17 protein-coding genes are annotated in these 12,336 nt (G+C 35.7%); 11 read left to right on the plus strand and 6 right to left on the minus strand.

All coding sequences use genetic code 11. The features are described from left to right. Position 1 precedes the first annotated feature (1 nt). The 8 genes from ACLU24_RS03230 to nrdR all read left to right on the plus strand — a co-directional run bounded on the left by ACLU24_RS03230 (position 2) and on the right by nrdR (position 6,426). Positions 2 to 1,408, plus strand: a complete 1,407-nt coding sequence (locus ACLU24_RS03230) for a sodium-dependent transporter (protein WP_412610277.1) — start codon at positions 2 to 4, stop codon at positions 1,406 to 1,408. 29 nt (positions 1,409 to 1,437) lie between these two features. Continuing rightward, positions 1,438 to 2,139 (plus strand): AzlC family ABC transporter permease, encoded by a 702-nt coding sequence (locus ACLU24_RS03235; protein ID WP_412610278.1) that lies wholly within the window; start codon positions 1,438 to 1,440, stop codon positions 2,137 to 2,139. Then, positions 2,136 to 2,453 carry an AzlD domain-containing protein gene (locus ACLU24_RS03240; protein ID WP_412610279.1) on the plus strand — a complete coding sequence of 106 codons (318 nt, stop codon included), beginning with the start codon at positions 2,136 to 2,138 and terminating at the stop codon, positions 2,451 to 2,453. Before ACLU24_RS03235 ends, ACLU24_RS03240 begins: the two co-directional genes overlap by 4 nt. Before the next feature lie 255 nt (positions 2,454 to 2,708). Then, a complete protein-coding gene (locus ACLU24_RS03245; RefSeq protein ID WP_412610281.1) occupies positions 2,709 to 3,602 on the plus strand; it encodes a DUF5685 family protein in 894 nt (297 codons plus the stop codon). Next, positions 3,595 to 4,203: a J domain-containing protein gene (locus ACLU24_RS03250; protein WP_412610283.1), complete on the plus strand. Its 609-nt coding sequence runs from the start codon at positions 3,595 to 3,597 to the stop codon at positions 4,201 to 4,203. The genes ACLU24_RS03245 and ACLU24_RS03250 overlap by 8 nt, the downstream gene beginning before the upstream one ends. Positions 4,204 to 4,219: 16 nt before the next feature. After that, positions 4,220 to 4,753, plus strand: coding sequence for a hypothetical protein (locus tag ACLU24_RS03255; RefSeq protein WP_412610284.1), 534 nt, complete (start codon positions 4,220 to 4,222; stop codon positions 4,751 to 4,753). A gap of 239 nt (positions 4,754 to 4,992) precedes the next feature. Further along, entirely contained in the window at positions 4,993 to 5,829 is an 837-nt protein-coding gene (locus tag ACLU24_RS03260) for a pyridoxamine kinase (protein ID WP_412610285.1), read from the plus strand. A gap of 141 nt (positions 5,830 to 5,970) precedes the next feature. Beyond that, complete coding sequence (nrdR, locus tag ACLU24_RS03265; protein ID WP_412610287.1) at positions 5,971 to 6,426, plus strand: transcriptional regulator NrdR; 456 nt, start codon at positions 5,971 to 5,973, stop codon at positions 6,424 to 6,426. 102 nt (positions 6,427 to 6,528) lie between these two features. Here nrdR and trxB read toward each other — a convergent pair whose 3' ends face one another. Further along, entirely contained in the window at positions 6,529 to 7,452 is a 924-nt protein-coding gene (trxB, locus tag ACLU24_RS03270; RefSeq protein ID WP_412610289.1) for a thioredoxin-disulfide reductase, read from the minus strand. Positions 7,453 to 7,478: 26 nt separating this feature from the next. Then, on the minus strand, positions 7,479 to 7,940 hold the full coding sequence (locus ACLU24_RS03275; protein ID WP_412610290.1) for a YfcE family phosphodiesterase: 462 nt from the start codon (positions 7,938 to 7,940) through the stop codon (positions 7,479 to 7,481). A gap of 63 nt (positions 7,941 to 8,003) precedes the next feature. Between ACLU24_RS03275 and ACLU24_RS03280 the strand changes: the two genes are divergently transcribed. The 3 genes from ACLU24_RS03280 to ACLU24_RS03290 are packed head-to-tail and all read left to right on the plus strand — an operon-like array spanning position 8,004 to position 8,879. After that, positions 8,004 to 8,159, plus strand: a complete 156-nt coding sequence (locus tag ACLU24_RS03280; protein ID WP_412610291.1) for a hypothetical protein — start codon at positions 8,004 to 8,006, stop codon at positions 8,157 to 8,159. 3 nt (positions 8,160 to 8,162) lie between these two features. Beyond that, entirely contained in the window at positions 8,163 to 8,534 is a 372-nt protein-coding gene (locus tag ACLU24_RS03285; RefSeq protein ID WP_412610292.1) for a hypothetical protein, read from the plus strand. Between the two features lie 12 nt (positions 8,535 to 8,546). After that, positions 8,547 to 8,879 carry a hypothetical protein gene (locus tag ACLU24_RS03290; protein WP_412610293.1) on the plus strand — a complete coding sequence of 111 codons (333 nt, stop codon included), beginning with the start codon at positions 8,547 to 8,549 and terminating at the stop codon, positions 8,877 to 8,879. Here the strand turns inward: ACLU24_RS03290 and ACLU24_RS03295 are convergent. The 4 genes from ACLU24_RS03295 to ACLU24_RS03310 all read right to left on the minus strand — a co-directional run bounded on the left by ACLU24_RS03295 (position 8,872) and on the right by ACLU24_RS03310 (position 12,200). Next, positions 8,872 to 10,116 (minus strand): glutamate-5-semialdehyde dehydrogenase, encoded by a 1,245-nt coding sequence (locus tag ACLU24_RS03295; RefSeq protein WP_412610294.1) that lies wholly within the window; start codon positions 10,114 to 10,116, stop codon positions 8,872 to 8,874. The genes ACLU24_RS03290 and ACLU24_RS03295 overlap by 8 nt on opposite strands. 1 nt (position 10,117) lies before the next feature. Further along, entirely contained in the window at positions 10,118 to 10,747 is a 630-nt protein-coding gene (locus ACLU24_RS03300; protein ID WP_412610295.1) for a hypothetical protein, read from the minus strand. A 23-nt stretch (positions 10,748 to 10,770) separates the two neighbouring features. Next, a complete protein-coding gene (gene proB / locus ACLU24_RS03305; RefSeq protein ID WP_106764038.1) occupies positions 10,771 to 11,574 on the minus strand; it encodes a glutamate 5-kinase in 804 nt (267 codons plus the stop codon). A gap of 299 nt (positions 11,575 to 11,873) precedes the next feature. Next, positions 11,874 to 12,200, minus strand: a complete 327-nt coding sequence (locus tag ACLU24_RS03310; protein WP_412610297.1) for a cupin domain-containing protein — start codon at positions 12,198 to 12,200, stop codon at positions 11,874 to 11,876. Positions 12,201 to 12,336: the final 136 nt, after the last annotated feature.

Consider the following 12,336-nt stretch of genomic DNA (forward strand, 5'->3'; position numbering starts at 1 on the left):
TATGGATACGCAGACGAAAAGAAATTCGTTTAAAGGTTCATTAGGTTTTGTGCTTGCTGCGGCAGGAAGTGCTGTTGGTTTGGGAAACATCTGGAGATTTCCATATCTTGCGGCAAAAGACGGCGGAGGAATGTTCCTTGTAATTTATATCATTCTTGCACTTACCTTTGGCTTTACTCTGCTTATAACAGAAATTGCAATCGGAAGAAAGACGAAACAAAGTCCTTTAACAGCCTATGGTAAGCTTAATAAAAAATGGAAGGGTTTAGGAGTAATCGCTTGTCTTGTGCCTATAATTATTTTGCCTTATTATTGCGCTATCGGTGGTTGGGTACTTAAATACTTCCTTGTATATCTTACAGGAAATGGCTCAAGTGCCGCTCAAGATGGATATTTTACATCATTCATCTCTGGAAACTACGAGCCTATTATTATGCTTTTGATTTTTCTTTTTGCAACAGCCTTTGTTATATTCAGAGGTGTAAATAAAGGTATAGAATCATTTTCAAAGATTCTTATGCCAATTTTAATTTTACTTGTTGTTGTCATCGCAGTATTTTCACTTACAATCAGTCATACAGACGAAAATGGTGTTACAAGAACCGGTTTACAAGGGCTTATGGTTTATATTGTTCCGAATTTTGAAGGAATGACTATAAAGAGCTTTTTCTCCGTTTTGCTTGACGCTATGGGACAGCTATTTTTCAGCTTAAGCGTTGCAATGGGAATTATGATTGCCTACGGTTCATATGTCAGTGATAAAGCTGACCTTAAAAAATCAATAAATCAGATTGAAATTTTTGATACGGCAGTTGCTTTTCTTGCAGGCGTTATGATTATTCCTGCTGTATTTACATTCGCAGGTGTCGAGGGAATGGAAGCATCCGGTCCAAGTCTTATGTTTGTTTCATTGCCAAAAGTTTTTGCAGCTATGGGTTCAATAGGAAATGTTGTAGGTTGTCTTTTCTTTGCTATGGTTCTTTTTGCGGCATTGACAAGCTCTGTATCTATTATGGAAGCAATAGTATCAAGCTTTATGGATAAATTCAAATTTTCGAGAGTAAAGGCGGCCTCTCTTGAAACAGCGATTGCTATTGCAGCAGGTATAGTTGTTTGTTTGGGATATAACATACTTTATTTTGAAATGCCATTACCAAACGGTACAACTGCGCAAATTCTTGATATTATGGATTATATAAGCAACAACTTCTTTATGCCATTAGTAGCAATAGGAACTTGTATTCTTATTGGCTGGGTTGTTAAGCCAAAAACAGTTATTGATGAGGTCGAGAAAAATGGTGAAAAAATGGGCAGAAAAAGATTATATATTGTAATGATTAAATATATAGCTTTAATTATGCTTGTTATACTTTTCTTAAAATCAATAGGCGTTTTAACAATAATATAACACTTATTGAGAACTGTATGGGGTAAAATATGACAGATTTTAAAAAAGGCTTAAAGGACGGAATACCGATAGCCTTAGGGTATATATCAGTTTCTTTTACATTCGGACTACAAGCAGTAAGCGTAGGCTTAGCTTGGTGGGAAGCAGTAATGATTTCTTTTACAAATCTTACATCGGCAGGACAATTTGCAGGACTCGATATAATGGTAAGGGGTGGAGGCTTTTGGATGGAAATGGCTTGTACCCAATTTATAATAAATCTTAGGTATTCGTTGATGTCGTTATCTCTTTCGCAGAAAACCGATGAAAGCGTAAAGGGCATACATCGGTGGATAACGGGCTTTGGAATTACTGATGAGATATTCGCAGTATCAATGGGAAATGAAAAAGAAATAAGCAATAAATATCTTTATGGTGTAATTCTTCTTCCGATTTTAGGTTGGACAGGGGGAACTCTTTTAGGAGTTACTGCCGGAAGCGTTTTACCAAGCGTTGTAAGAGATTCTATGTGCATAGCTATTTATGGAATGTTTATTGCAATAATAATTCCGCCTGCTAAGAAAAATTCAGCAATATTTAAAGTAGTAATAATTTCTGTATTATTGAGCTGTATCTTTAAATGGGTACCCGTTTTAAATAATGTTTCAAGCGGGTTTGTAATTATTATATGCACAATAATTGCAGCATCAATCGGTGCAATTTTCTTTCCTGTTAAGGAGGAAAAAGAATGATTGTAAGAGATTTTTTCATTTATCTTTTTATTATGGCGGGTGTTACATATCTTATAAGAGTTCTTCCATTTGTAATTTTCAAAGGGAAAATCACAAACACATTTATAAAAAGCTTTCTTTATTATGTTCCATATGCTGTGCTTGGTGCAATGACATTCCCAGCGATATTGTTTTCAACAGGTAATTACATTTCATCTGTTGCAGGATTTATAGTAGCTTGCATATTGGCTTTTAAGGAAAAAAGCTTATTGATTGTAGCAATTTTTGCCTGTGTCACAGCGTTAGCAGTAAATTTAATTTGTATGGCAGTATAAGACTAAAAACACCAAGAAAAGCTTTTAAAAAGAATTTTCTTGGTGTTTAACTTTTAATATTTAAGATTGTCATTTAGCTTTATATACCCACTATTTTATATATAATACTTAGTGCAAACTGTACTATTTTATTTTCACAATAAAAAAATATTTAATATTAACAGAGAATTTACAATATATTAATTTACGAACTTAGCAAAATATAGTATCATTACTTATAAACACATTTCTGATGTGTTTATTTGGAGTGATGATGTGTTTGGCTATTTAAAACCTGATAAGCCTGAGCTTAAAATTCGTGAATATGAAGAATATAAAAGTGTATATTGTGGGCTTTGTAAGTATCTTGGCAAAGACTATGGAATAGTTTCACGACTTACACTCAGCTATGACTGCACATTAATTGCAATGCTTATAATGTCGCTTAGAAATGAAAGTATCAATTATTCAAAAAAACGATGTGTTGTAAATCCGCTGAAAAAATGTAATTTTTGTTTTTCAAATGGAGAAAGCTATCATTTTGCAGGCGCAGTTTCTGTAATTATGACCTACTATAAGCTTGAGGACACTATTTTGGACTCAGGTTTTTTTAAGGCGACAGCAGCAAGGTTTTTAAAGCTTATTTTCAAAAGAAGTCACAAAAAGGCTGTTGCTGCTTATCCTGAAATTGAAAAAATCACAAAGAATATGATGTCAGAACAGCTTGAAATTGAAAAAAGTCAAAATAATAGTATCGACCGTTCGGCGGACCCTACTGCAAAAGCTATCTCAAATTTATGTTTGCTTTTTGCAAAAAATGATGATGAAAAAATCATTCTTAAAGAATTTGGGTATTATATTGGAAGATGGATTTATCTTATGGACGCTGCCGATGATTATTTTGAAGATAAACAAAATAAATCATTTAATCCTTTTGCAAGCCATTTTAACAATTCTGATAACATTTCTAATTTTGAAATTATGGATTATTGTAATTCTACACTTAATTTAACTGTTTCAATGTCAATTTCTGCGTTTAATCTTCTTGATTTAACGCTATATAAACCCGTTTTAGAAAATATAATGAACCTTGGGCTTGCTTCTGCACAGAAACAATGCTTATTTATTAATAAGAAGAAATATTTTGAAAGAAGTGATATAGATGAATGACCCATATAGCGTTCTTGGTCTTGACAGTAGTGCTTCTGAGGAGGAAGTAAAAAAAGCATATCGTGAGCTTGCTAAAAAATATCACCCTGATAATTATCAAGATGGTCCACTTGCAGATTATGCCTCTAAAAAGATGGCAGAGATAAATGAAGCTTATGACCAAATTATATCCGAGAAGAGAGCCGCTAAAAAAGGGGGAAATAATGAATATTATAACGCCGGAACGGCCCGCACCTCTTCAAATTATGCTGATGTAAGAAATCTATTAAATACCGGAAGGTTTCAGGAAGCTGAACAAATTCTTAATGGTATTCCTGTTGAAGGTCGTGACGCTGAATGGTATTTCTTAAATGGCGTTATTATGTCAAATAAAGGCTGGCTCGACGATGCTTATACCAGCTTTCAAACAGCTTGTCAAATGGACCCTTCAAATAAAGAATATAATGCAGCATATAACCGAATGAAAAATCGCAGAAATGGTTCAAACGGCGGATATGATAGGGGAAATGGACCTGTTTTTTGCTGCACTCCTTGCGATATCTGTACAAGTCTTGCTTGTGCGGATTGTTTCTGTGACTGTTGCTGTAATTCTTGCCGTTAATGGAGGCTTTTAAATTATGAAGCAAAATAAAAAGCTAATCATAAGCTCAATGGTAGCCGCCCTTGCTTTATTTTTAATGATAATTGCCGGTCTTATACCAATAGGAACATATGCCGTACCTGTGGTTGCAAGCTTGCTTTATATCGTGCTTATAAAAGAAGTTGGTTATGGCTGGGCAATAATGGCATATGCAGTAACTGCTATTATGTCATTGATTCTTTGTGCCGATAAAGAAACAGCTATTAATTTTATACTTTTCTTTGGATATTATCCTATCTTAAAAATGTTGCTTGAAAAGATAAAACCTTTAGTTCTGAGGATAATCATTAAGCTGATAATTTTCAATGTGGCTATGATAGCGATATTTTATATAGCAACTTTCATTCTTATGATTCCTGCTTCGGCATATACAGTATTTGGATTATATATTCCATGGATAATACTTGCAGTTGGTAATGTGGTCTTTATCATCTATGACTATGCATTGACAGGTCTTACAGCGCAATATGACAGATATTGGAGTAAAATCGTTGGGAAAATTATCAAATGATAAAATCCTGATTATAAGCTTATAATATATATGTAGATTTAGATAGCATAACATTTCAGAATAATCTGAGATATTATGCTATTTTCTTATACGAAAATATAAGATTATAGCAATATATACACCAATTTGTCAAACTGTACACCCCGAAAATATCAAAACTGTACTTTTTAATAGGTGCAAACGTATGTTATAATATAAACGCTTTTTTAAAAATATTATAAAAACAAGAGGTTAAGATAATGAAAAGAATAGTTACAATTCAGGATATTTCTTGTATCGGTAAGTGTTCTCTTACAGTTGCACTTCCGATTATTTCTGCTATGGGAGTAGAGGCTGCAATAATTCCAACTGCCGTACTTTCAACACACACAATGTTTTCAGATTTTACATTCAAAGATTTAACAGACCAGATTCAGCCTATTTCTGATCACTGGAAGAAAGAAAATTTCAAATTTGATGCAATCTATACAGGTTATCTTGGTTCAGCAGAACAGACGGAACTTGTATGCGATTTCTTTGATAGATATAAGACAGATGACAATATTATCTTTGTTGACCCTGCAATGGCAGATAACGGCAAGCTATATCCTGCTTTTGATAATAATTTTGCAAAGCTTATGGCTAATGTTTGTGCAAAGGCTGATATTATAGTTCCTAATCTTACAGAAGCTTGTCTTATGACTGATACGGAATATAAGACAGAGTATGACGAGCAGTATATTCTTGATATACTTCATAAGCTTACAGCAATGGGTGCTAAGAAAGCTGCAATTACTGGCGCAAACTATAATGGTAAATATGGAATTGTAGGATATGATAGCGAAAACGATACCACTTTTTCATATTTCCACGAGAAGCTTCCTACAAGTTATCATGGAACGGGCGATGTATTCTCATCTGTATGCGTAGGTGCTTTGAATAATGGCTTATCACTCGATAAGGCAATTAAGATTGCCGCAGATTATACAGTTGAGTGTATCCGCATTACAGCGGCAGAAAAAGGTGCCAATGCTTATGGCGTAAACTTTGAACTTGCAATTCCATATTTACTCAATCTCCTTAAAAACGAGAAATAATTTTTGTATATTGCTTTTAAACTTTCGGGCAATATAATTAAAAAAATTCTATGTTATTCTTGATTTTTCTGATTAGAAATGTTATATTAGTGTTATAAGTACAGACTAAAAACACATATAATAAGCTCGGAGGCAAATATTATGAAATGCCCTTTTTGTACCTATGCTGAAAGTAAGGTTATTGATTCTCGTCCGACAGATGAAGGCGAGCGTATACGCAGAAGAAGAGAATGTTTAAAATGCGGCAAAAGATTTACAACCTATGAAGTTGTAGAAACTTTGCCAATAGTTGTTGTTAAGAGCGATAATTCTCGTCAGCCGTTTGACGGCGAAAAGCTTTTGAATGGCTTATTAAGAGCTTGTGCGAATAGACCTGTTTCTTTAGAAACACTTCAAGGTGTTGTAGACGATATTGAAGCTAAACTTCAAAGTAGCCTTGACCGTGAAGTAAGCTCAAAGTATATCGGAGAGCTTGCAATGGAAAAGCTAAAGAACATAGATGAGGTTTCATATGTTCGTTTTGCTTCCGTATATAGACAATTCAAAGATATAAATTCCTTTATGGAGGAGCTTTCAAAGCTCTTAAAAGAAAAGTAATTTAATAAAAAGGTATGGCACTTGTTTTTCATAAAGTGTCATACCCTTTTTAATGTAAAAGAGCAAATTTGGAAATTAACCAAGTTTGCTCTTTAATTTTAATTATAATTGATTTATATAATTTTCTGCAGAAACAGCTGCATTAGCACCGTCTGAAACAGCAGTTACAACCTGTCTTAAAGCCTTAGTTCTGACATCGCCTGCAACAAATATTCCGGGAACAGAGGTTTTACCTGTTTCGTCCGCAATAACATAGCCTCTTTCATCAAGTTCAACTATATCTTTAAGAATCTCAGAATTAGGATTAGAACCAATCGCAATAAAAGCACCTTCAGCGTCAAGCTCGGCTGTTTTGCCGGTCTTTGTATTTTTCAATGAGATAGAAGAAAGGTGTTTGTCGCCATTAAACGAAGTCGGAATAGCATTGTAAATAATATCAATATTAACAGTATCGTTAGCCTTATTTTGCAATGATTTTGCCGCACGAAGTTTTTCTCCACGATATATTACGAATACTTGCTTACATATTTTCGAGAGCAAGAGAGCGTCGCCGAGTGCGGTATCGCCACCACCAATAACAACAGCTACTTTATCTTTGAAAAATGCACCGTCACAAACTGCACAATAAGAAACTCCTGCACCTCTGAGTGCGAATTCTCCATCAATACCAAGCTTCCTATGAGAAGCACCCGCTGCATAGATAATAGCCTTTACAGAAAGCAGATTATCACTTTTGAATTTTACAACAAAACTACCATTTGTACTTTTTTCAATTTTAATAACTTCGTCCTCAATAAATTCAGTGCCATATGCCTGTGCGTGAGCCTTGAATTTCTCGCCAAGTTCGTATCCTTCGATATTTGGAAGACCAGGGTAGTTATCAATACAATCGCTTTCTACAATTTGACCTGTGGACATATAATCCCTTTCGCAAACCACTGTTGAAAGCATAGCCCTGCCCGTATAAATAGCCGCAGCAAGTCCTGCCGGACCACTTCCGATAATTAAAACATCAACTGAACGCATAGAAAAAGCACCTCACTAAAAATAATTTATAATTTTATGATATTAGTCATAATACCAGATGGGGTAATGTCAACTATACCATAAGTTCCTGTATATCCGATTGAACCAGGATTCATAATATACATTCCGTCATCATATGCTGTATAAGGAACATGTGTATGGCCAAAAAGAAGAATATCTGTATCAAGCGAATGAGCCTGACTGATTATCTGTGAATAACCGGATTTAACTCCGAAAAGATGTCCATGGGTTATAAAGATATGCTTATTTTCAAGTGTAATCTCCTCAGAATAACGCTTTTCAGAACACCAGTCACAATTACCTCTTACAGAAATAATCATCTTGTCAGGAATAGTTACGGCAAGGGTATCCATATCCTCATTTCCATCTCCACAAAACACAACAACTTCCGCAGAAGGCTGACTTAATACAGCTTTCTGAAGTGAATAAAAATCTTTGTGTGAATCTGATACAACTACTATTCTCATATTGACCTCCATTAACATATAATGTTATCAGCACGAATAAAATATATACAGGTGGTGATTTTTATGGATAAAAAAGAAATCGAAAAGCTCATAAATTCTTTAGACCAAGAGCAAAAAAGCAAGCTTATGAATGCACTCGCAAATAAATCTGAAGCCGAACGCATATTAAAAACACCTGAGGCACAAGCCATTATGAAAAAGCTTAAAGGGGAGAAATAACCTATGGACGATATGTCTCAAAAGCTTATGTCATTGATGAATGACCCCGAAATTATGAGCAAAATACAGGGATTAAGTGGGCTTTTGAGTCAAGGCGAACCACAACAGGAGCAGCCTAAACCAAAGCCTCCCGAACCCCCTCCTAAACCGAGCGAATCAATGCTTCCTATGGATATGATGGGCACAATGATGAAAATTATGCCTATATTAAATACATTAAAAGAAGATGATGAAACAACCCGGCTACTTAAAGCGTTAAGACCGTTTTTAAATGAAGAACGGCGTAAAAAGCTCGATGAGGGAATTCGTCTTATGAGAATAATGCGTTTACTGCCACTTCTTAAAGGAACAGATATGTTTGAAATGTTCAGATAAAGGAGGCTTGTTATGAATTCTTCAGATGACGATATAGGCAGAATGCAACAGGAGGCTGTAAGGCGTGTTCGGGATATGCAGCAAAGAGCAAAGAATATATCCGCCTCAAGAACAGGCAGACAACAAATGCCAAAGCAACAGGAAAAACTTCCTGAAATTCCCGAAACCGAACCGCCGGAACCTCCCAAACCACCTGAAATATCAGAGAGTAAAAAATCAAATGATATTTTAGAGGGATTTTTCAAGGATAAGGAAAAAAGTCTTATCCTTTTGCTTTTGGTACTTTTAAGCGGCGAAGATGATAACAATGGCATTATGCTTGCACTTCTTTATTTGCTTATCTGATTTGACCGTCGCCCTCAATGATAAATTTCATCGAGGTAAGTTCGTTAAGTCCCATAGGACCTCTTGCGTGAATTTTTTGTGTAGAAATTCCTATTTCTGCACCAAGACCGAACATTCCGCCGTCAGTAAATCTTGTTGAAGCATTAACATATACAGCGGCAGCATCAACTTCGCTCTTGAAGCGGTTAGCATTTTTATAGTTTTCAGTTACAATACACTCGCTATGACCGCTTGAATACTTTGTAATATGAGCGATAGCCTCATCAATGCTGTCAACGACCTTAACTGCGAGAATATAATCGAGATATTCTGTTGCCCAGTCAGCCTCAACCGCAGGAATAACACTGTCACCAAGAATTTCTCTTGTACGCTCACAGCCACGAAGCTCAACATTTTTTTCATCAAGCCTTGCCTTAATTACAGGCAGGGCTTTTTCTGCGATATTACTATGCACAAGAATAGTTTCAATCGCATTGCAAACAGATGGGCGAGAAGTTTTTGCATTATATATAATGTTTGCAGCCATATCAATATCGGCGCTTTCATCAACGAATACATGGCAGTTGCCGACACCAGTTTCAATGACAGGAACTTTTGCGTTTTCAACAACAGCTTTGATAAGACCTGCACCACCACGAGGAATAAGCAAATCAAGATAATCAACAAGTCCCATAAGTTCAACAGAGGATTGGCGAGTTGTGTCCTCAATAAGTTGGATACAATTCTTATCGAGAGCAGATTTTTCAAGAGCAGAACGCATAATATCTGCAATGCACTTGTTTGAATTTATAGCTTCCTTACCTCCGCGAAGAATTACTGCATTTCCGCTTTTAAGACAGAGAGAAGCAGCATCAGAAGTAACATTTGGACGAGCCTCAAATATAATTCCTATAACACCAATCGGAACACGAACCTTAGTTATATTAAGCCCATTAGGACGCTTGCTTCCGCTAAGAACTGCACCGACAGGGTCTGGCAAAGCCGCAACGTCAAGTACGCCTTGAGCCATACCTTCAATACGAGCCTTACTAAGACTAAGTCTGTCTATAATAGATTCTGTAAGACCATTTGCACGACCGTTATCAACATCAATCTTATTTGCTGCAAGAATAGCGTCTGTATTATCTATAAGAGCCTTAGCAATAAGCTTTAATGCATCATTCTTTTCTTCGCCCATTACAGCAAGTGTACGAGCAGCCTCTTTGGCTTTTTTACCCATTTCCTCAAGAATAGTCATTTTATTGCACCTCATCTTTTATCATAATTAAATCTTTAGCATAGGGGAGAGTCTTTATAAAATCGCAGAAAGTATGCCATTCATCAAGCTTGTGGCCCTTTCTCGCATAATATATATTTATAAGAGTTTCATAGTTTAGTGAGCAGGTTCTCATCTGGTTGTAGCTTGACGGCAAAAGTTGTATTATATCGTACCAATATTTTTTGTCCTTAGTTTCAACATATTTCAATCGAAGTTCTTCAAGCTTTGCAATAATGGTATCGAAGAAAGCAAGGGAATCTTCATCTAATTTATCAAGGCTGAAATCATCACGAGAAAATTCCTTGCTGTGAATCTTATGCATAGTGCTTGTAGAATTTGCAACAGTAGCGACCTTATAAGTGTCATATTCCTTCCACCAGTACATAGGTGCAGTAACATCAACTGAAACGAATACCTGTCTTAGATATTTTCTATGGTCACTACCCGCTCTCGCAAGCCTCTTTGCAAGTCCGAGGTCATTTTCGCCAAGAATATACTGTCCGTTTTCATCATAGTAGCTATCACTTTTTGCCCAACTGTTAAGCGGATTTCTTGCACCTCTCATAGCGTTTTCGAGATTCATTACAGAGATTCGTTCTACCTTTAGCAATGTGTTTCACTCCAATTTCAAAATTACTTGCTTGCAAGAAACATAGTTCCTACACTTTCGCCCTGAATAAGATTTAAAAGTCTTTCAGGGGCATTTCCGTTCATAACACAGCAGTTTATTCCGGCTTCATTTGCAACTGCCGCCGCAGAAACTTTTGTAATCATACCGCCAGTACCTCTATTTGAGCCTGAACCGCTTGCCATTTTACGAATATCGTCATCAATAAGCTTAACAACTTCAAAGCGTTTTGCGTCTTTGTTTTTTCTTGGGTCGCAGTCATAAAGCCCATCAATATCAGACATAATAACAAGCAAATCTGCGTCAAGTAAATCGGCAACAATTGCAGAGAGATTATCATTATCGCCGAAGTTATTTCCGACAAGCTCATCAATAGCAACAGTATCGTTTTCATTTACTATCGGAATAATTCCCATCTCAAGAAGAGTGCTGAAAGTATTATAAGCATTTTGTCGGAGATGTTCGTTAAAGAGAACATTCTTTGTCAAAAGAACCTGAGCAACAGTATGATTATATTCTCCGAAAACCTTATCATACATAAACATAAGTTCGCATTGACCGACAGCGGCAACAGCCTGTTTATAGCGAGTTTCCTTTGGTCTTTCGGGCAGATTAAGCTTACCAAAGCCAACACCGATAGCACCCGAGCTTACAAGTATAACTTGCTTGCCCATATTTTGAAGGTCACTCAGAACCTTACAAAGATTTTCGAAATTTTTAAGATTAAGTTTTCCGTTTTCGTATGTTAAAGTTGAAGTACCGACCTTAACAACGATTCTTCTTGATAATAATTCGTTCAATTCATTCAGTCCTATTTTACAAATTTTAGCATTATTACTCTAAGTGCCTTATAATTATACCAAAAATACCAAGGCTTTACAAGTAGAAAATAACTCTAAAATGCTTTCAGAATAAAAAAGCCGTTTTTTAAACTGTAATTTTACAGCAAAAAACGGCGTGCGTAACCATTCTAAATCAACTTATGTTGACACGACAATTAAAAGTTTCGCTCGAGCCTTTGAAAAGGCTCATAGGACAAGGGCAAAGCCCTTGTCGATCTTCAAGAGAGCGACATTCTGTATGCTTCTCTAACCTCCTGCAGCAAATATTAGCAAAGATTTATTTGCAAAAGCTTAAAATCAGAATTTCCGCAGAAAGAATGAAGTTTCTCCGCAGGAATAGCCATACATTCGCCACTTTTGAGTTGGTATGAGTTATTATCAAGCTTTATGCTCATATTTCCCTCAACAACTAAATAAAGTGTATCGCTCGGATAAGCTTCCTCACTCACACCCTCACCAGCTGAAAAAGCAAAAAGTATCATTTGAGTATCTTCTTTTTTAGAAAGAGCCATACTTACAACTTGATTTTTTCTTACATCTATAAGTTTTGAAAGCGGAGTAGGGATTTCGGGTAAATTTTTAAAATATTTCATAAGTACCTCCAATATAACTATTATTTGAATTTATTATATCATAAATTCATCAGAAAAAGTTGTTATGCCTAATAAAAATAGGCAGTCGATTAATACTTCACGACTGCTCCCACTGAATTATTCTGTTTTAACTATC

Origin of the sequence: Pseudoruminococcus sp. (assembly GCF_047012705.1) — a bacterium.
Taxonomy (GTDB): domain Bacteria; phylum Bacillota; class Clostridia; order Oscillospirales; family Acutalibacteraceae; genus Pseudoruminococcus.

Excerpts from the sequence above, each read along its gene's own strand:
- ACLU24_RS03230 (WP_412610277.1), top strand. The coding sequence starts at position 2 with ATGGATACGCAGACGAAAAGAAATTCGTTTAAAGGTTCATTAGGTTTT.
- ACLU24_RS03235 (WP_412610278.1), top strand. The coding sequence starts at position 1,438 with ATGACAGATTTTAAAAAAGGCTTAAAGGACGGAATACCGATAGCCTTA.
- ACLU24_RS03240 (WP_412610279.1), top strand. The coding sequence starts at position 2,136 with ATGATTGTAAGAGATTTTTTCATTTATCTTTTTATTATGGCGGGTGTT.
- ACLU24_RS03250 (WP_412610283.1), top strand. The coding sequence starts at position 3,595 with ATGAATGACCCATATAGCGTTCTTGGTCTTGACAGTAGTGCTTCTGAG.
- ACLU24_RS03255 (WP_412610284.1), top strand. The coding sequence starts at position 4,220 with ATGAAGCAAAATAAAAAGCTAATCATAAGCTCAATGGTAGCCGCCCTT.
- ACLU24_RS03260 (WP_412610285.1), top strand. The coding sequence starts at position 4,993 with ATGAAAAGAATAGTTACAATTCAGGATATTTCTTGTATCGGTAAGTGT.
- nrdR (WP_412610287.1), top strand. The coding sequence starts at position 5,971 with ATGAAATGCCCTTTTTGTACCTATGCTGAAAGTAAGGTTATTGATTCT.
- trxB (WP_412610289.1), bottom strand. The coding sequence starts at position 7,452 with ATGCGTTCAGTTGATGTTTTAATTATCGGAAGTGGTCCGGCAGGACTT.
- ACLU24_RS03275 (WP_412610290.1), bottom strand. The coding sequence starts at position 7,940 with ATGAGAATAGTAGTTGTATCAGATTCACACAAAGATTTTTATTCACTT.
- ACLU24_RS03280 (WP_412610291.1), top strand. The coding sequence starts at position 8,004 with ATGGATAAAAAAGAAATCGAAAAGCTCATAAATTCTTTAGACCAAGAG.
- ACLU24_RS03285 (WP_412610292.1), top strand. The coding sequence starts at position 8,163 with ATGGACGATATGTCTCAAAAGCTTATGTCATTGATGAATGACCCCGAA.
- ACLU24_RS03290 (WP_412610293.1), top strand. The coding sequence starts at position 8,547 with ATGAATTCTTCAGATGACGATATAGGCAGAATGCAACAGGAGGCTGTA.
- ACLU24_RS03295 (WP_412610294.1), bottom strand. The coding sequence starts at position 10,116 with ATGACTATTCTTGAGGAAATGGGTAAAAAAGCCAAAGAGGCTGCTCGT.
- ACLU24_RS03310 (WP_412610297.1), bottom strand. The coding sequence starts at position 12,200 with ATGAAATATTTTAAAAATTTACCCGAAATCCCTACTCCGCTTTCAAAA.